This window comes from uncultured Enterococcus sp. (assembly GCF_913775425.1).
In the GTDB taxonomy this organism is placed as follows: domain Bacteria; phylum Bacillota; class Bacilli; order Lactobacillales; family Enterococcaceae; genus Enterococcus_G.
The window spans coordinates 1-21,425 of sequence record NZ_CAJYIS010000031.1 but is presented as its reverse complement, the minus strand read 5'-3'; the positions used below and the strand labels follow the sequence as shown (position 1 = coordinate 21,425).

Here is a 21,425-nt window from a genome sequence, read left to right as displayed (position 1 = left end):
GCTCTTTTTAGGCTTCGATTTTTTCATAGAATTCAATGTTATCGACCGTTTGTGCATGCGCTTCACCCCAAGTGCAAAGATGATCTAAGATTGTATTTAGTGTTTTACCATATTTGCTTAGTGAGTATTCTACTTTAGATGCATATATCAAGGTTTGAAGATGACGCCACTGTATGGCTTTATTATGGTAGTCGTTGCTGCTGTGTTAGTAAAATTATGGGATGGTGTTAGTAAAAAGAGATCAAGATGAGGAAACTCATTTTGATCTCTTTTATTTTGGAGCTCTAGTTATGCTATGCTGTACATAGAATCTTATTTAAAACGGTTTAAAAAAGTTCGGTCCATTATATTCAAAAATTTAGATTTAGAATGGGCTCAAATAAGATAGCGTTATCATAATTGCTGCTATATAGTAAAGACAGGAGCTGAAAGAGATGATAGATTACAGATTTAAATTCTTGATTTTTCTTGATAAGGAAAAAGTTTCTTTATCTTATATGTCTGAAAAAACAGGTATGTCAGAATTAGAAATTATCGAAAATATCAAATCGTTCAATCAAGTGGCCCAACAAACAATTGGCGAAACGATCACATTAAAAGATGAGCAGATCATAGTGCCAAAAGGAATCGTGAAGAACGGATTATATTTGTTATTCGATAAAGATCCTCAAAATTTTTTCATCAATGAAGAAGAAAGAAGATATTTGATTTATCTAATAAGCTTTGCCAAAAAAGAAGAACTATCTATTTATTCCTTTCAAGATATCATGAAAGTCAGCAAGAATACGGTCCTAAAAGATATCAAACAATTAAGAGAGGACCTCGAAAAGGAAGGTGTTGGATTAAACTATACGCGGAAGACAGGATTTTATTTAGAAGGAAATGAATTGACCATTCGTTCCATCGCATATTCTTACTTACAAAAATTAATGAATGGCGATAATGGAGAACTGGTAACCTATTTAGGAATTGATGCTTTATTTTATATTGAAATCCATCAACGGTTATTAGATATTATTCAATCGTATCAATTATCGATCGTACCTAGTCGTTTGAAAGAAGCAAGTTTTTTTATCACCTATTTATTGACTCGCTATCAACAGTACGAATTAGATTGGCAGATTTCAAATAAAGAATTGATTATGAGTCTAGCTTCATTTCAGTATAGTAAAGAATTACTTATGATCTTATCTGATTGTAAAATTTCAGAAGAAGAAATTTGTTATATCACAATGATCTTCATGACGTTTTTACAAAACAATCAGAATGAAGCATCGCTTGATTTCTTAGTGGATTGTGCTAGCGAAATGATCTATGAAATGGAAAGGCTAGCTGCGATTCAATTTAAAGATTTTCGCGCATTATTATTGAATTTGGTTCATCATCTGATTCCAGCATTTTTTAGAATCGAATACCAATTAGTGTTGGAAAATGAATTAATTGAAGAAATCAAGATCCAATATGCTGAAATGTTTGAACTAACTAAACGTGCATTATTTCCATTAAAAAAAGTTACGACACAAGTGATTTCAGATGAAGAGATCGGCTATTTGACCATTCTTTTTGGTGGTGAGATCAATTCACAGCGTAAACGAAAAGATTTTAGCTCTCTGAAAGCATTGATTTTATGTCCTAGTGGAATCAGTTCATCTTTGATCATGAAATCTGAATTACAATCTTTATTTCCACAGATCAATTTTTTTCAAACAAATTCGATCGAGCAATACAACGCACAACATTCAGAAGAGTATGATTTGATTTTTTCAAGTGTTCCCGTTAAGACTGACAAAAAGCTTTATGTCATCGATCCTATCTTAACTACTCTAGAGAAAAATCTCTTGGTAAGACAAATTCAAGAAGACTTTTTTTTATCTAAGATCTGGTTTCCTACGTTTGATGATATTTTAGATACGGTAGCTCCTTACATCGTATTTAAAAATGGGATGAATCGGGATAAATTATATCGTTTAGTCGAGAAAAAATTAAATTTAAAAATGAAAAGAAAGGAAGATGATCGCCCTATGTTATCTGAATTATTAACCGAAGACATGATCGAAATTACAGATCAACGATTAGACTGGGAAGAAGCGATTGCGCTAGCAGCAAAACCTCTACTGGCTCAAGATTATATTGAAGAGCGTTATATCGATGCGATGATCAATAAGGTCAAAGATTACGGTCCATTTATCCATATCGGTCAAGGAATTGCACTTCCCCATGCTCGTCCTGAAGATGGTGTTCATCATTTAGGAATGTCTTTATTGAAAGTGGAACAGCCTGTTTTACTTTTAGATGAAGAAAAACATGCGATTCATTTATTTATTTGTTTAGCAGCTATCGACAATGAAACTCATTTAAAAGCACTAGCTAGTCTAACAAAGATTTTATCTAATAAAGAAAAATTAAATGAATTGACTCAAGCCAAAACAAAACAAGAAATTGTAAATATTATACTTAAAGGAGAAGATGAAAAATGAGATTTGCAGCCGTATGTAGTTCAGGATTAGGATCAAGCTTTATGGTAGAAATGAATATTCAAAGTGTATTAAATGATTTAGGTGTACAAGGTGTAGAAGTGACTCATTTTGATATGGGAAGTGCGACACCAGATGCCGCAGATGCCTTTTTTGTAGGAGCAGATTTAGCAGATAGTGCTCAACATTTAGGAAATGTCATTATTTTGGATAGTATTATTGATATGGATGAATTAAAAGAAAAAGTTCAAGCAGAGTGCGAAAAACAAGGATTGATGTAATCATATAGGCAAAAATAGGAGGGAAATCAAATGCAAGGATTTTTAGATATTATTATTGATATAGTAAGTACTCCAGCTATTTTAGTTGCGTTGATTGCGATTTTAGGTAACGTATTGCAAAAGAAAGATATCGCTTCGGTCGTAAAGGGCGGTATTAAAACATTTGTCGGTTTTTTAGTGGTTACTTCTGGTGCGGGCATTATTGAAAATGCCTTAGCGCCATTTGGTGAAATGTTTAAAGTAGCCTTCAACATGCAAGGTGTAGTGCCAAATAATGAAGTTATCGTAGCTGTTGCCTTAGAGAAATTCGGAACATATACAGCACTAATTATGCTCTTTGGAATGGCGTTCAATATTTTGATTGCACGTATTACTAGATTTAAGTATATCTATCTAACAGGTCATGCAACATTGTATATGGCATGTATGATTGCAGTAATTTTAAGTGTTACAAAAATGGGAGCGGTTCCGCTAGTATTATTTGGTGGATTGGCATTAGGTTTGGCTAATACGATTTTCCCGGCGATTACACAACCTTTTACTAAACAAATTACAAAAAATAACACAGTAGCTTTAGGGCATACAGGTGATTTTGGTTATGCGTTAAGTGGTTTGATCGGTTCTGTGGTGGGAAATAAAGAAAAATCAACAGAAGATATCAATTTTCCAAAAGGATTATCTTTTTTACGTGATTCAACAGTAAGTATCACAATCACGATGGCAGTAGTTTATGTGATTGTAGCATTATTTACAGGAAATGCTTATATTACTGAAAATCTAAGTAATGGAACAAACTATATTATCTATGCATTGCAACAAGCAGGAACATTTGCTGCAGGTGTATTCGTCATCTTAGCTGGTGTACGTTTGATCTTAGCAGAAATCGTTCCAGCATTTAAAGGGATTTCTGAAAAATTAGTACCAAACTCAATTCCAGCACTAGATTGTCCAATCGTATTCCCATATGCACCAAATGCTGTTTTGATTGGGTTCCTAACGAGTTTTGCTGGTGGGATCGTAAGTTTGATCATCATGGTATTAACAGGTAGTACGGTTATCATTCCAGGTGTCGTACCTCACTTTTTCTGTGGTGCAACAGCTGGTGTTTATGGAAATGCAACAGGTGGCGTACGTGGCGCATTAGCAGGTTCATTTATCCATGGAATCATTATCAGCTTTATGCCACTACTATTGATGCCAGTCATGGGTGATCTTGGTTTCCAAGGTTCTTCATTCTCAGATACAGACTATGGTGTAACAGGTATTTTCTTAGGAAACTTAGCTAATTATGGCGGTCAAATCTTAGTGATTACTGGAATCGTAGCAGTTTTGCTTGTTTTGATCGGGCTAACAATCTTTGGTAAAAAGAAAGCTGCAGTATCTAAATAAATAGTAAAAGGAGCAATAATTCTATGCAAATCGAAAAGAAAATAGAATTAGAAAATCTAGCAACTAGAATTAGAATAGATTCAGTAGAAGCCATTCAGCATATGGGAGCCGGACATATTGGAGGTTCGTTATCAGTGGCGAGTCTATTAGCAGTATTGTATGGTAAACAAATGAAGTATGATCCTAAAAATCCTCAGTGGGAAGAACGCGATCGTTTGGTTATGTCTAAGGGGCATGCTGGAACAGCTTGGTATAGTGCTTTGGCTGAAGTAGGTTTTTTCCCGAAAGAATGGCTACTTACAATCAATCAAGGTGGGACGAATTTACCGTCTCATCCTGATCGTAATAAAACACCTGGAGTGGATGCTACAACAGGCTCTTTAGGACAAGGGACTTCAGTAGCAGCTGGTATTGCTACAGGTTTAAATTTACAAAATAAAAACAATTATGTGTATTTGATTGTTGGTGATGGTGAATTAAATGAAGGTCAATGCTGGGAAGCATTTCAGTATTTAGCACATTTTAAATTAAATCATTGTATCGTTATTATCGATGAGAATAAAAAGCAATTGGATGGTCCAAACCGCGATATCATGAATCCTTTTGATATCCAAGAAAAAATGCGTGCTTTTGGTTTTTATACGACAAGTGCTAAAGGTGATGACGTTGAAGGAATCGATCAAGCAATCGATGAATTGAAAAGCATTGAAGATCAAGCAGTATGTTTAGTGCTCGATTCAATCAAAGGTCAAGGGATTCCTTACTTTGAGGAAATGGCAGACAATCATTCTGTAAAATTTGATCATGATGAAATCAATCGTATAACTGAGAATATTCTAGTGGAATTAAAAGCTAGTCTAAAGGAGCGTGAATAAAATGTTTACTTTAGATTCGAACCGAGAAATGGGAAAAGAACTTCGTGTTGCAGTTGTCGATGCTTTAACAAAAGAAATGGAAAAAAATGATAAGTTGATTGCGCTCGATGCCGATCTTGCATCGGCATCAAAATGGAGCGATCTGCAAAAAAAATTTGGTAAACGATTTATTAATGTCGGTATCGCTGAAGCGAATATGATGGGCGTGGCAGCTGGTCTTAGTTTGACTGGATACGTTCCGTTCTTGCATACCTTTGGACCGTTTGCGACTAGACGAGCGTTTGATCAACTATTTATTTCAGGCGCTTATTCTAAAAATACACTAAATATTTATGGTTCAGATCCAGGTTTTGCTGTAGGACATAATGGAGGGACGCATACTACATTTGAAGATATCGCATTGTTGCGTGCGATTCCGGATATTGTGATTTGTGATGCAGCAGATGCGGTTCAGATGGAGTGGATCATTACTGAATTTGCTAAAATGACCGGTGTGCATTATGTCCGTGGAAATCGAAAAGCTGTAAGAAACATCTATTTACCTGGTTCGACATTTGAACTTGGTAAAGGCAATCTATTACGTGAAGGTGAAGAATACTTGCTGATCTCTAGTGGGCAGTTAGTCACGGAAACACTAGAAGTTGCTGAAGAACTTGAGAAAAAAGGAATCACTTCTGATGTGGTCGATATGTTTACGATCAAACCTTTAGATAAAGAACTGATTCTAGAAAGAGTAATCGGTAAAAAACGAGTCATTACTATTGAGAATCATTCGGTAATCAATGGTTTAGGTAGTGCTGTTGCAGAAGTACTAGCTGATAATGGTCTAGGAATTCAGTTAACAAGAATCGGTATTGATAATCGTTTCGGCCAAGTTGGAACTCCAGCATTTCTGCAAGAAGAGTATGGATTAACAACTGAACAAATCTTAAAACAAATCGATCCAATTGTATAAATAAAAAAAGCTATCTCAAAAAAATGAGATAGCTTTTTTTATTTTTATTTTAAAATCCGAACATTAAAGAATTTTAATGCTTTATTTGTTAAGTTTTTGTTTGTTTATCGATTTTGTTATTTTATAATACGGTTGTGTTTAAAAACGAACGAGGAGTGTTTAGATGAGGAAAAATGTTCATTATTTCCTTCTGTTTCCCGGTGCGATCCTACTGTTGTTTTTTATGTTTATCCCTTTAATAACGACGATTGTACCAACTTTTTTTACTAGCCATGGTGGGGTGGGCAACTATACGAATTTTTTTGAAAATCAGTTCAATCGCTCGGTTTTCTTCCGTACGATTCGGGTATCTGTGATCGTATCGATTTGTTGTTTGATTCTTGGGATCCCAACTGCGTATTACATGGCGAGCTTATCCAAAAAATGGCGTGGGATTCTAATGGCGATGACGTTGTTTCCCTTGCTGACCAACTCAGTGATTCGTAGTTTTGCTTGGATCAATATCTTAGGGAAAAATGGGTTAGTCAATACCATCCTACTAAAACTACACATCATCGAAACACCAATTGCATTATTGTATACAGAATTTGCGATTATTATCGGTTCGATTTATTTATTTCTCCCAACGATGATCATGACGTTGATTGGTGTAATGGAAACGATCGAAGGCGATACGATGGAAGCTGCTGAAACATTGGGTGCGTCACCGCTTACGGCTTTTTTCAAAGTCGTAGTCCCGTTGTCTTTGCCTGGTGCTGTAGTAGGAAGTATTTTAGTTTTTACGGGAACGTTGACTGCGTATACAACACCACAATTACTAGGGGGAAATAAAAAAATGATGCTGGCGACTTTCCTCTACCAACGGGCAACGACCTTAGGTGATTGGAATGGAGTAGCTGTGATCGCCTTTATTATGATCGTAACGACGGTGATCGTTATGAAACTATTAGATGTATTGGCAAAAAGATTAGATAGAAGGGAAGCTTAGTTGTGAGAAAAAATAAATTAAGTATGGGGATTGCGATGCTAGTTTTTGCATTCTTATTTTTCCCTTTAGTTTTGATTGTCGTTACTTCATTTGGAACGGAGGCTGCAATTAAATTTCCAATCAAAGGTTTTACACTAGATTGGTATGCGAATGCCTTGCGATCTGAGTCAATGGTCCAAAGTTTCTTTTTAAGTTTGCGAATCGGATTACTTGCAACAGTGTTGGCTTTAGTGATTGGAATCCCAGCATCTTATGCTTTATCGCGTTATTCATTTAAAGGAAAAAAACTATTGAAAAGTTTTTTCTTATCGCCAACGATCATTCCAGGAATTGTAGTCGGCTATATTTTGTTTCAGTTTATCGTTTTATCATTAGGTCTCCCAATCGCTCAAGGTTTATTGATCGGTCATTTTTTGATCAGTTTACCGTATATTATTCGCGTTGTGGGTTCATCGATGGAACAGTTAGATTACTCGATTGAAGAAGTCGCTTGGTCATTGGGATGTACAAAAATACGAGCGTTTATGAAAATCGTATTGCCAAATGTCACATCTGGGATCTTTGCAGCGTTTATGTTAGCATTTGTCAACTCGTTCAATAATGTGCCGGTGTCGATGTTTTTATCCGGGCCGGGAGTGACGATGCTTCCGACTTCATTGTTAAGTTATATGGAATACAATTACGATCCGACTGTTTCAGCGATTTCAGTAATGTTGATGGTATTGACCATTGTCTTGATGATCGTGATTGAAAAAACATTAGGGTTAGCAGCGATTTCTTAAGGAGGATATCTTGTGTCATTTGTAGAATTAGATAATATTCGAGTAAGTTATGATCAAAAGCAAAATATTTTAGAAGAGCTTACGATTTCGATGGAAAAAGGTGAGCTTGTATCGTTATTAGGACCTAGTGGCTGTGGGAAAACAACGACTTTACGTGTGATTGCAGGCTTGATTGAGCCAAACGAAGGGACGTTTAAAGTCGATCAAGAAGAGTTGACGCATGTGCCGGTACATAAACGGAATTTTGGGATGGTGTTTCAAAGTTATGCGTTGTTTCCACATTTGACGATTTTTGATAATGTAGCGTTTGGTTTAAAATTACGCAAAGTCAGTAAATCTGAAATCAAACGTCGTGTAGAGGAAATGTTAACAGTGTGTGGCTTAGAAAATTTAGGAACACGTTATCCAAAACAATTATCAGGAGGGCAACGTCAGCGTGTCGCGTTAGCTCGAGCATTGATTATTGAACCTAAACTGCTGTTGTTAGATGAGCCTTTATCGAATTTAGATGCTAAGTTACGTGTGGGGATGCGGATCGAAATCAAACGTATTCAACAGCAATTAGGGATCACGACTGTTTTTGTCACACATGATCAAGAAGAATGTTTTTCGATCTCAGATAAAGTAGCAATCATGAATAAAGGGGTCATCGAACAATACGATACACCAGAAAAAATCTATCGTTTACCAAAAACGAAATTTGTCGCAGAATTTATTGGTTTTGAAAACTTTTTTACAATCAACAAACAACAAGATCACTATACCTTGGAAAATGGGTTGGTTGTCGAGTCGACGATTTCTGATCTAACACAAACTCAAGGGATTGGTACGATTCGCCCAGAAGATATTGTAGTTACAGCTTCAGGTCCGATCAAAGGAACTGTATTGGTCCGTACGTTCTTAGGCAAGAGTTATCAATACGAAGTAGAAACAGCAATCGGAACGCTTTTAGTGACAAGTGATGATACGAAGATTTATGAAGTTCAAGATGAGATTCATTTAGCATTACCAAAAGAAAAATTAGTCTTATTAGAAGGGTGAAAAAAATGAAAAAAATCGTATATGCAACATTAGGGTTATGTGCGCTAGTTTTAGGAGCTTGTGGGAATAGCGAGGCGAACACGTCCTCTTCAACTGTTAATGGTAAAGAAGATACTTTAGTTGTTTCGACATTTGGTTTGAGCGAAGATATCGTGAAAAAAGATATTATCCAACCATTCGAGTCTGAAAATGATGTGAAGATCACTTTGGATATTGGGAATAGTTCTGATCGTTTTACTAAAATGAAAAACAATCCAAATTCAGGTATTGATGTTATCGAATTGGCACAAAACAATGCGACTCAAGGTGCACAAGATGATTTATTTGTTAAATTAACTGAAGAGAATGTTCCAAATATCGCGCAATTAACAGACAATGCGAAAGAAGTACTAGATAGTGGAGCTGGTGTTCCGATCGCGGTAAACAGTATCGGGATCATTTATGATGAAGCTAAGGTCGGACATAAAATCTCAGATTGGTCAGATTTATGGGCAGAGGATCTAAAAGGGAAAATCGCCATTCCAGATATCTCGGTTACAGCAGGTCCGCTATTTTTATATGTAGCAGGCGATTATGCGAAAACACCAGTTGTGAAAGATGATGGAAAAGCTGCATTTAAAGCCTTAGAAGAACTAAAACCAAATATTGTTAAAACTTACTCAAAATCATCTGATTTAGCTAATATGTTTCAATCGGGAGAAGTAAGTGTCGCTGTTGTAGCTGACTTTGGTGTAGACATGATCAAAGCTTCCACTCCAGATGCAACGTATGTCGTGCCAGAATCTGGAACATATGCGAATTTTAATACGGTAAATATTCCGAAAACTAGTCAAAATCAAGAGTTAGCATTGAAATTTATTAACTATCGTATTAGTGAACAATCACAAAAAACAAAAGCCACTTCTTTGAACGAAGCGCCAACGAACAAAGAGGTTGTATTAACAGATGAAGAATCTGCGAATAAAACATATGGTGAAATTGCTAATCGAGCAAAACCAGTCGATTTTACATTGATCAATCAACAAATGACAAGTTGGGTCGATCAATGGAACAATCTAATGAATAATTAAGGATGGGAAATATGCAAGTAGATATGTTGATCAAAGATGCGTGGGTTTATCAAACCGTTCGCCGAGTATTTGAAAAAAAACAAGTCTATCTTTTAAACGATAGCATCTACTATGTCGCCACTGAATTAGATGATACGCTAAGTGCTAAAATAACTATCGAAGCCGAGGATCAATATTTGATTCCCGGCTTGATTGATATCCATATGCATATCGAAAGTTCAATGACGACACCAGAGATTTTTTCGCAAACAGTACTGCCTTATGGAGTCACAACCGTTGTAGCAGACGCTCATGAAATGGCGAATGTTTTTGGAATTGAAGGACTAAGGTACTTTTTTGACTGTTCGACAGTGCTTGATATTTTTCAAGCAATCCCATCATCAGTGCCATCGACTAAACCAGAGCTTGAGACAACTGGTGGTAAAATTGGATTAGCTGAAGTAACCGAGTTGCTTACTTGGCCAAAAATGATTTGTTTGGGAGAAGCGATGGATTTTAAAGGGATCGCTTATGAAAAAGACTCGCTGATTCGGCAAATCATCGAACTTTGTTTAACAACTAATAACACGATGCCGATCGAAGGACATATCCCGAAAATATACGAGCGTGAGTTAGCTGACTTTTTAAGTAGCAAGATTACCTCTGATCACACCCATCAGTTTGCTGAACATTTAATTGAAAAAATGGAAGCAGGCTTATTTATCGAATTACAAGAAAAATCATTGACTAAAGAAATCGTTGAATGCTTGATGGAGCATCGTTTATTCGATCATGCATGTATCGTAACGGATGATGTGATGGCTGATCAATTGCAACATGGTCATTTGAATTTGTTGGTACAAAAACTGGTCGAACTAGGTATGCCGATAGAAGATGCGCTTTACTTAGCAACTTATACACCTGCTAGAAGGATGCACTTAACGGATCGCGGACGAATCGCACCTGGTCAATTAGCAGATATCGTATTACTCGATTCGCTAGAGAATTGGCAAGTGGATATGGTGATCAAATCAGGTGTGATCGCATATAGGAAAGATCAAGAGACTATGTATGAGGTGCTGCAAACATTCCCAGCAGCTTTTTATCATAGTCTAGAGTGTGAACCATTAACTAAAGCTGACTGTCAATTGTCAACGTCGACTAAACAGACTAGTGTACGTTGCCGCATCATCAAAAGAGAAGCAGTTGGGACCTTTACTTCACTTGTTGTTGAAGAATTTCCAGTAGCAGATCAAAAAGTACAGATTGATCCTTTAAATACGTGTTATTTACTTGTGCAAGAACGGTATACGAAACAACATCGTATTTCTAAACAATTGATCAAAGAGTCGTTTACCGACAAAGGATGTATCGCTACGACTTGGGCTCATGATCATCATAATCTATTGATTATGGGAAATGATGCAGAATCGATGATCTGTGCTCAAAAGCGTTTGCTTGAATTACAAGGTGGATATGTTGTTGTAAAAGCAGGGGAAGTGATTGCAGAATGCCCGTTGCCGATCGGTGGAATTATTTCTCAAGAACCAATCGCGATTTTAGGTCAACGCTTGCAAGAAGTGCGTCATGCAATGAATAAGTTGGGCTATTATCATGCTAATGAGATCATGTCGTTTTCGACGCTTTCTTTACCTGTTTCACCAGCGTATAAAGTGACGGATTTTGGTTTATTAGAAACCAAAACGCAACGATTTCAATCCGTGATTATGAAAGAGGAAAGGGAGGGAAATCATGACGACACAATTGATTTATAATAGTACGATTTTGACGATGGATGCGCAACAAACTATTTTTCAAAATGGTTATGTGTATCTTGAAGGATCTGTAATCAAACAAATCGGCAATATGAAAGATGCCTTTATTCCAGAAGCTGAAATCATGATTGACGGTCAAAAAGGTATTTTGATGCCAGGAATGATCAATACACATACACATTGTGGTATGATTCCCTTTCGTTCTTTGGGCGATGATGTGCCAGACCGATTGCGACGTTTTTTATTTCCTTTAGAACAAAAAATGACACCGGAATTAGTCTATGCTTCTTCCAAGTATGCTATGGCGGAAATGTTACTAGCAGGTGTGACGACGTTTGCCGATATGTATTATTTCGAAGAGGAGGTCGCAAAAGCTGCTGAAGCAATGTCGATGCGTGGATTTGTAGGTGAAACGATTATTGATATGCCAGTATGTGATGCCGAAACTGTCGATCGTGCTTTAAAAAACGCAGAACAATTGATTCAAAAATGGCACGATCATCCTTTGATTACCCCAATGATCGCACCTCATGCACCAAATACAAACACGACTGAGGGATTGAAAAAAGTACAACAATTGGCTCAGCGCTATAAGGTTCCTGTGATGATGCACGTTGCTGAAATGGATTATGAAATGGACTATTTTCAAGAGAAATTTGGACAAACACCGATCCGTTATTTAGAAAGCTTGGATTTTTTCACGCAACGCTTTATTTTAGTTCATGCCATTTTTGCAAATAAGGACGATTTGGATTGCTTGGCAAACTATACGCAAACAACTACAATCGCGCATTGCATTGGAGCCAATACAAAATCTGCTAAAGGGGTCGCTCCGGTTTCTACGATGCTAACTAAAAATCTGACAGTTGGTCTGGGAACTGATGGTCCAAGTAGTGGCAATACGCTAGATCTATTCACACAAATGCGCATGTTTGCGAATATTCATAAAACAACAGAAAAAAATCGTGCTTGTTTTAAAGCTGAAGAAATCGTAGCACTCGCTACATCATCTGGTGCCAAAGTATTAGGAATTGAAGATCAAGTGGGGTCGATTGAAATTGGCAAACAAGCTGACTTGACACTGGTGGAAACCCAATCAGTCAATATGTTTCCTATCTATGATCCCTATGCAGTGCTAGTTTATTCTGCTAATAGTGGTAATGTGCATTCAGTTTGGGTTAATGGTAAGCAAGTTGTAAAAGATAAACAACTAATAGAGCATCGCTTATCAGAATTACGAACGACATTGGACCATCAAATGACCACATTCAGACAAGCTGCAGCGGTATATTCTTTAGAATAAAGGCCAATCTTTTGGGGATTTTTAGGTTCCATAGTATCATAATGGTATCAAAATAAAAGGAGCGGTCATATGTCAGAATATCAAGTGCCCAAAGTTTGGAAATGGGAAGATGAGAATGAAAATAAAACGGGAAATCGTCCAACGGCAGGTAGTCGTTTTGAGCAACATTTACCCGTCGGCGATGCCCCTTTTCAACTCTATTCATTAGGAACACCTAATGGAATCAAAGCAACAATCATGTTTGAAGAGTTAAAAGAAGCAGGTGTAACAGAAGCTGATTATGATCTTTATTTGATCAATATTGGTGAAGGAGATCAATTTGGTTCAGATTTTGTGGACATCAATCCTAACTCTAAGATTCCTGCGATGTTTGACCAAAGTCAAACACCACGAGTAGATTTATTTGAATCTGGTTCGATCTTAGTCTATCTAGCTGAAAAATTTGGACATTTTTTACCCAAAGAAATCCATAAACGCACAGAAGTGATGAACTGGTTATTTTGGCAAATTGGTTCAGGTCCTTACGTCGGTGGTGGTTTCGGTCATTTCTTCAACTATGCACCAGAAAAGATCGAGTATGCGATCGATCGTTTTACAATGGAAACAAAACGTCAACTAGATCTATTAGATCAAACGTTAGCTAAACGTCCGTATATTGCAGGCGATGAGTACACGATTGCCGATATTGCGATTTGGTCATGGTATGGTCGATTAGCCTTAGATAAATTATATGCTGGTTCATATGAATTTTTAAATATGGATGAATACACACATGTATTAGAATGGGCACACCGCATCAATGAGCGTCCAGGGGTCCAAAACGGCTTGAATGTTGAGTATAAACCTTTACGTTAAACAAAAAACAATCGTCTGAAAAAGACGGTTGTTTTTTTGTTGTTTTAGTACACGTGCTTAAAAAAATCACGTATACTAAAAGTAAACGATAAAAAGGAGCCGATTAGTTTGAAAATATTTCCTTGGTTAGCGCTAGCGACTTGTTGTGTTGCGTTAAGTGCTTGTTCACAAACGACAGCGAAAACTAAGTCGACTACACAAGCAACTCAAACGAGTACGACGTCTTCAATGAGTGAAACGACTGCAACAAGTACAAAAGCGACGTCCACCACAACTACACAAGCGACACAAGCATTGTTATGGGATAATAAGAAAAAAGAAGAATTAGCAAGTTTTATGCAACGTTGGGGAAAAACGATGAATCAATCGTACACATCCTATGATGAAGCCAACAGTTCTAATTATGCGGGCTTACATTTTCCAGCCGATTTTGATAAATATACCATGGCAGTCGATGACATCACGACTACGATTGCTTGGTCAACAAATGGATTAGGTGAAGCAGAGTATAATGTGGTAGCGGTCTATTGTGATGTCGATGGCGGGACGATCGGCGGACATCTATATTTATTTGCTTTCAAAGAGCAACAACCAGTCGTCTTGATTACCGAACAAAACCAAGCGACACCAGACAATCGCTTGCATTTTACTGTAACAAAAAATCAAGAGTTGAAAAATGGTTTCGCTAAAATCGCCAATGAGCCTATAAGTACGACCACTACAAGTGTGAGTCCAGCAAAAGAGGTTATCCCTAATAGCAAGTTAGTTGCAGCAAAAGTATGGATCAAACACTATAATCTGACTACGAAAGAACAAGTTGAAAGCTCAATGAAATCACTTGATGCACTTGATGTTTACAGTACACCTTCACTACAGATCTGGAACACAGGTGTTGTAGTCAATAAATCCGTAACGTATATCACCGCTACGCCATTAGCTGGTGGTATGGTGACTTATCATAATAACGAAGACGGCACAGTGATCGATTATCCTGTACCGACTCATTTTCAAGATAAAAACTGGGATGATCCTGTCAAAGGGAAACAAATGGCTAATGAGATCATCGATCAAGCACAAACGATTTCCATCGAAAATATTTCAGATGAATTAGCACAACCGTTAGCGAAGTTTATGACCGGAGAGATTAGTCAGTAAGCGCGTGAAAGGGCGCGAGTAGCTCAGTCAGATACAAATCAACTGCCTCGAGAGTTTGTGTAGCAAATTGTTCCACGATCGCTGAGCCGATCACGATACCATCGCAGATCGATAAAAAATAAGCAACATCAGCAGCATTCGTAATCCCAAATCCTGCACACACAGGTAAATCAGTGGTCGATTTGATCTGTTTGAAGTAAGGCGCTAAGTCTTGTCTTTCGTTTTGCTTACCGGTGATGCCGTTGACGGTTACAGCATAAATAAATCCAGTAGCTTGTTTTGTCAATGTAGCGATTCGTGATTGAGGACTGGTCAAAGAGACCATCGTGATCAAGGTGAAATCACTGGGTAAGTGAGTGGTTACAAGTTGTCGGTGCTCATAAGGCAGATCTGGGATGATCAATGCTTCCACTTGAGTGGATTGTAAAGCTTTTATGAGGGGCTCGATCCCGTAATGAAAAAATGAATTGGCATATCCCATTAAAATAATCGGAACATGAAAGGTGTGTGTTTGTAAAAAGTCGAGGACTTTTTGCAATGTCACGCCTTTTTTGCGCGCTTCGATCCCAGCTTGTTCAATGACCGGGCCGTCAGCCACTGGATCAGAAAAAGCGATCCCAAGCTCGATAGCAGTCGCACCATGCTTTTCTAAGAGTCTGATTTCATCGGCTAAGCGATCCAATCCATTGGCGCCAGCCATCAGATAGGGAATGAATTGTTTTTTAGTTGTCTCGAGTTTCATTGCATTTCCTCCATATATTGTTTGACTTGATGGACATCTTTATCGCCGCGACCAGATAAACAAACAACGATACGTTTTGAACGATCGAGTGTAGGAGCTAATTTCATCACGTGAGCGATAGCATGCGCACTTTCTAAAGCAGGAATGATGCCTTCTGTTTGTGCTAATAAATGAAATGCCTCAAGTGCTTCTTCATCGGTCACAGAAGTATATTCTACTCGATCAGTCGTGTGTAAAAATGAATGTTCAGGACCGATCCCTGGATAGTCGAGACCAGCTGAGATCGAGAAGGCTTCTTCTATTTGACCATCGCTATTTTGTAGTACATGCATCTTTGTGCCATGCAAGATTCCGATTTCACCTTTAGTCAAAGAAGCAGCGTGCTCTTTGGTATCTAGTCCTTTTCCAGCTGCTTCGACACCGATCAAACGTACAGGATCATTTAAAAAAGGATAGAATAAACCCATAGCATTACTGCCGCCACCAATACAAGCAAGCGCGATGTCTGGCAGCACAGATTCTGAAGCTAGTAATTGCGCACGTGCTTCTTTGCCGATTACACTTTGATAATCACGAACGATTTCAGGAAAAGGATGTGGACCTAAAACCGATCCTAACACATAATGCGTGTCTTCTACGTGAGCAACCCAGTAACGTAAGGCCTCATTGACGGCATCTTTTAGCGTATGACTACCAGAAGTGACCGGCTGTACTTTAGCACCTAAGAGTTCCATTCGAAAGACATTTAGTTCTTGACGTTTCACATCGACTTCACCCATAAAGATAATACATTCCATCCCAAACAGTGCTGCAGCAGTTGCCGTTGCTACGCCATGCTGACCAGCACCTGTCTCAGCTACGATTTTATGTTTTCCCATTTTTTTTGCGAGTAAGACTTGTCCGATAGCATTGTTGATTTTGTGTGCTCCAGTATGATTGAGATCTTCGCGTTTTAAATAGACCTTGGCCCCACCTAGTGTTTCGGTTAAGCGTTTTGCATAGTATAAAGGATTTTCACGACCGACATATTGAGCTAAATAGTAGGCTAGTTCTTCTTGGAAGATCCGATCTTGTTGCGAAGTGCGATAGGTTTGTTCTAATTCTTTTAACGCATACATCAGTGTCTCTGGGACGAATTGGCCTCCAAAGTCGCCATAAAAACCTTGTTCATTTGGTTGATTGTACATGATATTCCTCCTTGACCGCCTTACAAAAAGCGCGGATTTTTTTTGGATCTTTTTTATAGTTGGTTTCAACTCCACTTGATACATCGACGACAGCTGGATGGAAATAGTGAATCGCTTGTTTGACATTACTAGCATCCAAGCCACCCGCGATCCATAGCTCATCGGTATTTAATCTTGAAGGCTCAATTTTTGACCAATCAAAAGGTTTTCCTTGACCACTATGTTTTGCGTCTAGTAATAAAGAGGGATAATGATTAGATTCTAGTGTATCAAGAGAGCGTGCAGTGATTTTAGGTAGCGAGCTAGTATAATTTGGCATTGAGCCATGGATCTGCCAAAAATCAAGCGGTACTTGTGTTTCGATTTTTGCAAGTAACGTAGGGCTTGGTGATACGATCACGCCTACGATACTTATGTGTTTTGGTACGATGCTTGCCAGTGCTTGTGCTTGTTTTAAAGAAAGTTGTCGGGGGCTTTTTGCAAAGACAAACCCTACATAACTCGCACCATAAGCATCTGCATAAAGAATATCTTCTACAGTTTGAACACCACATATTTTAATTTTTGTCATATTCTTTTTACCTGTAAAGCTTTAGCAGTTGTTAAAATATCAGAACTTTTCATTAATGTTTCACCGACTAAAATGCCGTCGTAAGTTGCGGCTACACGTTGAACGTCTTCAGGAGTTTTAAATCCAGATTCGCTGATCAATACATGCTCTTTTTTGTATGGAGCCAAGCGTTCACTAACTGTAAGTGACACTTCAAACGTTTCAAGATTGCGATTGTTGACTCCAATCAACGTTGCACCTAATGCTTGCGCTTGTTGTAGTTCAATGAGATCGTGCGTTTCAACTAAAACTTCTAAACCGTTTGCTGTTGCAAAAGTAAATAAGTGCTGAAGCTGTTTAGCAGACAAACAAGCCACGATCAATAAAACGATACTTGCTCCAGCAGCTTTGGCTCGTAAAATTTGTTTTTCATCGATGATAAAATCCTTACATAATAGTGGCAAGGTGGTCAAATTGGCTACTGTTTTAAGGTCATCGATCGAACCTTGAAAAAATACAGGATCGGTTAAGACCGAAATCGCACTCACACCTGCTTGTTCATAGCGAGTAACTTGTGTTTTGAGATCAACTGATTCGTTGATTGTTCCTTTAGAAGGAGAGGCACGTTTGATTTCACCAATCAAATGGATCTGTTTAGGATTTTCTTTGATCTGTGTTGCAAGGATAGGACGTTTAGTGCTTGGTGTTTGGGTAATAGTCGTCATTTTTGCGACTTCTTTTTGTTTAGTTTCGATAATTTGTGTTAAAAAGTTCATGAAACTCGCTCCTTTTGGGTATCTAATAAGGCATGGAAACAATCGTATACTGCACCGTCTCTTAGAAGTTGTTTAGCAAACGTTACACCTTCAGCGATCGTGTCGACTTTATTGGCGATATAAAAACCTAGAGCAGCATTTAAACAGACGGTATCTAGATGTGCAGAAGGCCGGCTAGCTAAGATATCTTCAGTGATTTGATGACTCTGCGCAACCGAATTGATCGTGATCGCACTTATTGGAATACGAGATAAGCCAACTTCTTCAGGTCGAATCTGAACAGTTTGCTCCTGACCATTTTGATAAAATAAGCAAGTCGTTTCACCAGCTAGATTGGCTTCATCCATACCATGTGCGCCATGGACGATAGCGATGTTCTGACGTCCTAATGTTTTCAAAGTATCGCGTAATAATGAAAGAGAGGTTGCATCAAATGTTCCCATCAATTGGTTCGTTAAGGGATAGGGATTAAGCAGTGGTCCGATCAGGTTGAACAAAGTAGGAGTTGCTAATGCTTGTCGGATCGGTGCGAATTGTTTCATGATCGGATGAAAAGCTGGTGCATATAAAAATGCGATACCGGCTTCTTGTAATTGATACTCGATCAGCGCTTGATCTTCTGTAAATCCGAGTCCAAATGAGGCCAATAGATCTGCACTACCGGAGCGACTGGAAACACCTTTGTTTCCATGTTTGGCCATTTTGATTCCACCTGCAGCTAACATAAATGCACTAATCGTACTAATATTAAATGTCTGCAAATGATCTCCACCAGTTCCACAATTATCCATCAGTTTTAGTGTGGTACTTGGTTGTATTGTCGCTTGTTTTTGCAATACTTGAATCAGACCAGTGAGTTCTGGAGCGGTGATTTTTTTGATCTTAAGTGCGATCAGTGCGGCACTAAGTTGGGCTTCTGACAATGTATTGGAGATGAGTTGCTCGGTTAGCGTGTGCATCTCAGCTTGTGTTAGGTCTTCTTGAGCGTAAAGTTTTTCTAAAAGAATATGCATCTGATTTCCTACTTTCTAAATGAATTCGCGGTAAAAATTTGTGACTAATTGTTGTCCTGAAGGGGTTCCGATCGATTCTGGATGATACTGGATACCATATACAGGATAATCTCGATGTTTGATCCCCATGACTAGACCTGTAGCTGTTTCAGCAATCAATTCTAGTTCATCAGGTAATGTCTCTTTAGCAACGAGTAAAGAATGATAGCGCATGACCAGTTGTGTATCCGGTTGCCCGTCATATAAAGGAGTGTTCTGACAAATAATTTCAGATTGTTTTCCATGTAAGATCTCAGGTGCCTTCGTGATCGTTGCACCAAATACTTCAGCGATCGCTTGATGACCTAGACAGATCCCTAAAATCGGTTTGGTTTGATAAAAGGTACGGATCACTTCTTCCAAATGTCCAGCATCTTTCGGATGGCCAGGTCCTGGAGATAAGATCAAGGCATGAGCTTGTGCGGCAAGTGTAAAGAGTTGTGGATCATCATTACGGCAAACCACGACAGTTTGATCGTGAAATAAATGGACCAAGTTATACGTAAATGAATCGTAATTATCGATGCATAAAATCATACAAGAACCTCCAGTAGTGTTTTGGCTTTATTTAGCGTTTCATGATATTCCATTAACGGATCAGAATCATGAACGATTCCAGCACCAGCTTGGACATAGGCAGTATGATCTTTGATCAGCATTGTGCGAATCGCAATGGCCATATCTAAGCGCTGATCGTGAGTCAAAAAACCGATCCCACCAGCATAAATACCACGTTTCGTCGCTTCAAATTCATAAATACGTTGCATCGCGCGAATTTTTGGTGCACCACTAACTGTTCCAGCAGGCAAAGTGGCTTTTAACGCAGCGATCGGTGTACTGTTCTCATTTAAAGTGGCAGTGACGATCGACACGAGGTGCATGACGTGTTGATAGCGTTTGACTTGCATAAACAATGGCAACCTTACACTACCAATCCGGCTGATTTTACTAAGATCATTACGGCCAAGATCGACCAGCATTTGATGTTCTGCACGTTCTTTAGGATCATTGAGTAAATCAGTTGCTAATTCTTGATCTTCTAAAACATTTTGTCCACGTCTTCTAGTCCCTGCGATCGGATTGGTTTGGACAGTATTGCCACTTACCTGAACTAGCGTTTCTGGAGAACTGCCAATGATCGTGACGTCAGGAAATTCGAGTAGATATAAATAAGTCGATGGATTTTGTCTAGCCAATTCTTCAAAGTAATCTAGTGGTTCGACGGTAAATGGTGCACTTAGGCGTTGTGAAGGAACGACTTGAAAAAGATCCCCATCGTTAATATAAGTTTTGGCTTGTCTTACGATCGTCATAAATTCATTTGGCTGTAGTGTACTTGTAAATGGCTCTGATGTTAATGCTGTAGTTTTGTGCGTCGGCTGATAGTTAGCTAAGTGTTCGCTTATTTCATTTAAGCGAAGATCTAGTTTCGCTTTGGTAACGTGGCTATACATGTTACTCGTCACGATATACTGTGTGTTTGTGTGATGGTCCACGTAAATAAAAGATTCGTATAAGTAAAACTGAAGATCAGGTAATTCAAAAAAATCAATCGCTTGATGCGTTATAGGTTCGTAAAAAAATGCTAGATCATAACTCGTATACCCAATCGCACCACCTTGAAAATCAAGGTCTGGAAAGAGTTCTTCTGTGGTATAAGTATACTGTTCTAATGTTTTTAGTGGATCTTTTGAGATAATCTGCTGTCCATCGACAAAAAATTGATCATTTTGAAAGGCTAAATGTGTGATCGGATCAAAACCGATGATCGTGATTCCAGCTTCATCTATGTTTTTTTTGTAGTGGAACAAGCATGGCGTATGGGAAGCTAATGCTTCGTAGAATTGTGTATCGGTTAAGTTTTGGGTAAAACATAGTCTTTTTTTCAATGTGGTCATCCTTTCTTAAATGCAAAAAAGCCCTCAATAGTCCATGGACTATTGAGGGCGTAAGCTACACGGTGCCACCTCATATGTGGATACAGCAAAAAAACCATATCCTTCTCTGATCAGCCATCCAACAATGGCCTTTCTCTATAACGGGAGTACCCGATCGCACCTACTGATCTAGTGTTCAGCACGATAGCCAAAAGTCCATTCGCATGTTTGCCTTTACTGCATTCTCACTAGTGGCAGCTCTCTTTAAAAGGTCAAGATCATGTTACTTCTCTTTTGTATTGCATGAGTTATGAAGTTG

The 21,425-nt window shown here is 38.3% G+C and carries 20 protein-coding genes and 1 pseudogene; 13 read left to right on the top strand and 8 right to left on the bottom strand.

All coding sequences use genetic code 11. The features are described from left to right. Window positions 1-7 precede the first annotated feature (7 nt). Window positions 8-136, bottom strand: a pseudogene (locus QZ413_RS03405) (winged helix-turn-helix transcriptional regulator); the annotation flags it as partial. Between the two features lie 298 nt (window positions 137-434). Between QZ413_RS03405 and QZ413_RS03400 the strand changes: the two are divergent. The 13 genes from QZ413_RS03400 (at window position 435) to QZ413_RS03340 (ending at window position 14,922) form a co-directional block, all read left to right on the top strand. Beyond that, on the top strand, window positions 435-2,477 hold the full coding sequence (locus QZ413_RS03400) for a PTS sugar transporter subunit IIA (RefSeq protein WP_297076391.1): 2,043 nt from the start codon (window positions 435-437) through the stop codon (window positions 2,475-2,477). After that, complete coding sequence (locus tag QZ413_RS03395; RefSeq protein WP_297076389.1) at window positions 2,474-2,755, top strand: PTS sugar transporter subunit IIB; 282 nt, start codon at window positions 2,474-2,476, stop codon at window positions 2,753-2,755. Before QZ413_RS03400 ends, QZ413_RS03395 begins: the two co-directional genes overlap by 4 nt. A gap of 30 nt (window positions 2,756-2,785) precedes the next feature. Further along, window positions 2,786-4,144: a PTS ascorbate transporter subunit IIC gene (locus QZ413_RS03390; RefSeq protein ID WP_297076386.1), complete on the top strand. Its 1,359-nt coding sequence runs from the start codon at window positions 2,786-2,788 to the stop codon at window positions 4,142-4,144. Window positions 4,145-4,167: 23 nt separating this feature from the next. Further along, the gene (locus QZ413_RS03385; protein ID WP_297076383.1) at window positions 4,168-5,019 is read left to right on the top strand and encodes a transketolase; all 852 of its coding nucleotides are present in this window, start codon (window positions 4,168-4,170) and stop codon (window positions 5,017-5,019) included. A gap of 1 nt (window position 5,020) precedes the next feature. Continuing rightward, complete coding sequence (locus QZ413_RS03380; RefSeq protein ID WP_297076381.1) at window positions 5,021-5,974, top strand: transketolase family protein; 954 nt, start codon at window positions 5,021-5,023, stop codon at window positions 5,972-5,974. 163 nt (window positions 5,975-6,137) lie between these two features. Beyond that, entirely contained in the window at window positions 6,138-6,962 is an 825-nt protein-coding gene (locus QZ413_RS03375; RefSeq protein ID WP_297076378.1) for an ABC transporter permease, read from the top strand. 23 nt (window positions 6,963-6,985) lie between these two features. Continuing rightward, window positions 6,986-7,744 (top strand): ABC transporter permease, encoded by a 759-nt coding sequence (locus tag QZ413_RS03370; protein WP_297076428.1) that lies wholly within the window; start codon window positions 6,986-6,988, stop codon window positions 7,742-7,744. A 12-nt stretch (window positions 7,745-7,756) separates the two neighbouring features. Continuing rightward, a complete protein-coding gene (locus tag QZ413_RS03365) occupies window positions 7,757-8,785 on the top strand; it encodes an ABC transporter ATP-binding protein (RefSeq protein WP_297076376.1) in 1,029 nt (342 codons plus the stop codon). A 5-nt stretch (window positions 8,786-8,790) separates the two neighbouring features. After that, complete coding sequence (locus QZ413_RS03360; RefSeq protein ID WP_297076373.1) at window positions 8,791-9,855, top strand: ABC transporter substrate-binding protein; 1,065 nt, start codon at window positions 8,791-8,793, stop codon at window positions 9,853-9,855. An 11-nt stretch (window positions 9,856-9,866) separates the two neighbouring features. Continuing rightward, a complete protein-coding gene (locus tag QZ413_RS03355) occupies window positions 9,867-11,609 on the top strand; it encodes an adenine deaminase C-terminal domain-containing protein (RefSeq protein ID WP_297076371.1) in 1,743 nt (580 codons plus the stop codon). Continuing rightward, window positions 11,587-12,912 carry an amidohydrolase gene (locus tag QZ413_RS03350; protein ID WP_297076368.1) on the top strand — a complete coding sequence of 442 codons (1,326 nt, stop codon included), beginning with the start codon at window positions 11,587-11,589 and terminating at the stop codon, window positions 12,910-12,912. The genes QZ413_RS03355 and QZ413_RS03350 overlap by 23 nt, the downstream gene beginning before the upstream one ends. A gap of 69 nt (window positions 12,913-12,981) precedes the next feature. Next, window positions 12,982-13,767 carry a glutathione-dependent disulfide-bond oxidoreductase gene (gene yghU / locus QZ413_RS03345; protein WP_297076365.1) on the top strand — a complete coding sequence of 262 codons (786 nt, stop codon included), beginning with the start codon at window positions 12,982-12,984 and terminating at the stop codon, window positions 13,765-13,767. 108 nt (window positions 13,768-13,875) lie between these two features. Then, on the top strand, window positions 13,876-14,922 hold the full coding sequence (locus tag QZ413_RS03340) for a DUF4767 domain-containing protein (RefSeq protein WP_297076363.1): 1,047 nt from the start codon (window positions 13,876-13,878) through the stop codon (window positions 14,920-14,922). Here QZ413_RS03340 and trpA read toward each other — a convergent pair. The 7 genes from trpA to QZ413_RS03305 are packed head-to-tail and all read right to left on the bottom strand — an operon-like array spanning window position 14,912 to window position 21,118. Then, window positions 14,912-15,664: a tryptophan synthase subunit alpha gene (gene trpA / locus QZ413_RS03335; RefSeq protein WP_297076360.1), complete on the bottom strand. Its 753-nt coding sequence runs from the start codon at window positions 15,662-15,664 to the stop codon at window positions 14,912-14,914. The genes QZ413_RS03340 and trpA overlap by 11 nt on opposite strands. Then, a complete protein-coding gene (trpB, locus tag QZ413_RS03330; RefSeq protein WP_297076358.1) occupies window positions 15,661-16,851 on the bottom strand; it encodes a tryptophan synthase subunit beta in 1,191 nt (396 codons plus the stop codon). The genes trpA and trpB overlap by 4 nt, the downstream gene beginning before the upstream one ends. Next, the gene (locus QZ413_RS03325) at window positions 16,832-17,422 is read right to left on the bottom strand and encodes a phosphoribosylanthranilate isomerase (protein ID WP_297076355.1); all 591 of its coding nucleotides are present in this window, start codon (window positions 17,420-17,422) and stop codon (window positions 16,832-16,834) included. The genes trpB and QZ413_RS03325 overlap by 20 nt, the downstream gene beginning before the upstream one ends. Beyond that, on the bottom strand, window positions 17,419-18,177 hold the full coding sequence (trpC, locus tag QZ413_RS03320) for an indole-3-glycerol phosphate synthase TrpC (protein ID WP_297076352.1): 759 nt from the start codon (window positions 18,175-18,177) through the stop codon (window positions 17,419-17,421). Before trpC ends, QZ413_RS03325 begins: the two co-directional genes overlap by 4 nt. Further along, window positions 18,174-19,190 (bottom strand): anthranilate phosphoribosyltransferase, encoded by a 1,017-nt coding sequence (trpD, locus tag QZ413_RS03315; protein WP_297076349.1) that lies wholly within the window; start codon window positions 19,188-19,190, stop codon window positions 18,174-18,176. Before trpD ends, trpC begins: the two co-directional genes overlap by 4 nt. Window positions 19,191-19,205: 15 nt before the next feature. After that, a complete protein-coding gene (locus QZ413_RS03310) occupies window positions 19,206-19,766 on the bottom strand; it encodes an aminodeoxychorismate/anthranilate synthase component II (RefSeq protein ID WP_297076346.1) in 561 nt (186 codons plus the stop codon). Then, window positions 19,763-21,118 (bottom strand): anthranilate synthase component I family protein, encoded by a 1,356-nt coding sequence (locus QZ413_RS03305; protein WP_297076343.1) that lies wholly within the window; start codon window positions 21,116-21,118, stop codon window positions 19,763-19,765. Before QZ413_RS03305 ends, QZ413_RS03310 begins: the two co-directional genes overlap by 4 nt. Window positions 21,119-21,425 lie beyond the last annotated feature (307 nt).

Excerpts from the sequence above, each read along its gene's own strand:
- QZ413_RS03355 (WP_297076371.1), top strand. The coding sequence starts at position 9,867 with ATGCAAGTAGATATGTTGATCAAAGATGCGTGGGTTTATCAAACCGTT.
- QZ413_RS03395 (WP_297076389.1), top strand. The coding sequence starts at position 2,474 with ATGAGATTTGCAGCCGTATGTAGTTCAGGATTAGGATCAAGCTTTATG.
- QZ413_RS03375 (WP_297076378.1), top strand. The coding sequence starts at position 6,138 with ATGAGGAAAAATGTTCATTATTTCCTTCTGTTTCCCGGTGCGATCCTA.
- QZ413_RS03310 (WP_297076346.1), bottom strand. The coding sequence starts at position 19,766 with ATGATTTTATGCATCGATAATTACGATTCATTTACGTATAACTTGGTC.
- trpB (WP_297076358.1), bottom strand. The coding sequence starts at position 16,851 with ATGTACAATCAACCAAATGAACAAGGTTTTTATGGCGACTTTGGAGGC.
- yghU (WP_297076365.1), top strand. The coding sequence starts at position 12,982 with ATGTCAGAATATCAAGTGCCCAAAGTTTGGAAATGGGAAGATGAGAAT.
- QZ413_RS03400 (WP_297076391.1), top strand. The coding sequence starts at position 435 with ATGATAGATTACAGATTTAAATTCTTGATTTTTCTTGATAAGGAAAAA.
- trpD (WP_297076349.1), bottom strand. The coding sequence starts at position 19,190 with ATGCATATTCTTTTAGAAAAACTTTACGCTCAAGAAGACCTAACACAA.
- QZ413_RS03385 (WP_297076383.1), top strand. The coding sequence starts at position 4,168 with ATGCAAATCGAAAAGAAAATAGAATTAGAAAATCTAGCAACTAGAATT.
- trpC (WP_297076352.1), bottom strand. The coding sequence starts at position 18,177 with ATGAACTTTTTAACACAAATTATCGAAACTAAACAAAAAGAAGTCGCA.
- QZ413_RS03325 (WP_297076355.1), bottom strand. The coding sequence starts at position 17,422 with ATGACAAAAATTAAAATATGTGGTGTTCAAACTGTAGAAGATATTCTT.
- QZ413_RS03370 (WP_297076428.1), top strand. The coding sequence starts at position 6,986 with ATGGGGATTGCGATGCTAGTTTTTGCATTCTTATTTTTCCCTTTAGTT.
- QZ413_RS03350 (WP_297076368.1), top strand. The coding sequence starts at position 11,587 with ATGACGACACAATTGATTTATAATAGTACGATTTTGACGATGGATGCG.
- trpA (WP_297076360.1), bottom strand. The coding sequence starts at position 15,664 with ATGAAACTCGAGACAACTAAAAAACAATTCATTCCCTATCTGATGGCT.
- QZ413_RS03380 (WP_297076381.1), top strand. The coding sequence starts at position 5,021 with ATGTTTACTTTAGATTCGAACCGAGAAATGGGAAAAGAACTTCGTGTT.
- QZ413_RS03390 (WP_297076386.1), top strand. The coding sequence starts at position 2,786 with ATGCAAGGATTTTTAGATATTATTATTGATATAGTAAGTACTCCAGCT.
- QZ413_RS03360 (WP_297076373.1), top strand. The coding sequence starts at position 8,791 with ATGAAAAAAATCGTATATGCAACATTAGGGTTATGTGCGCTAGTTTTA.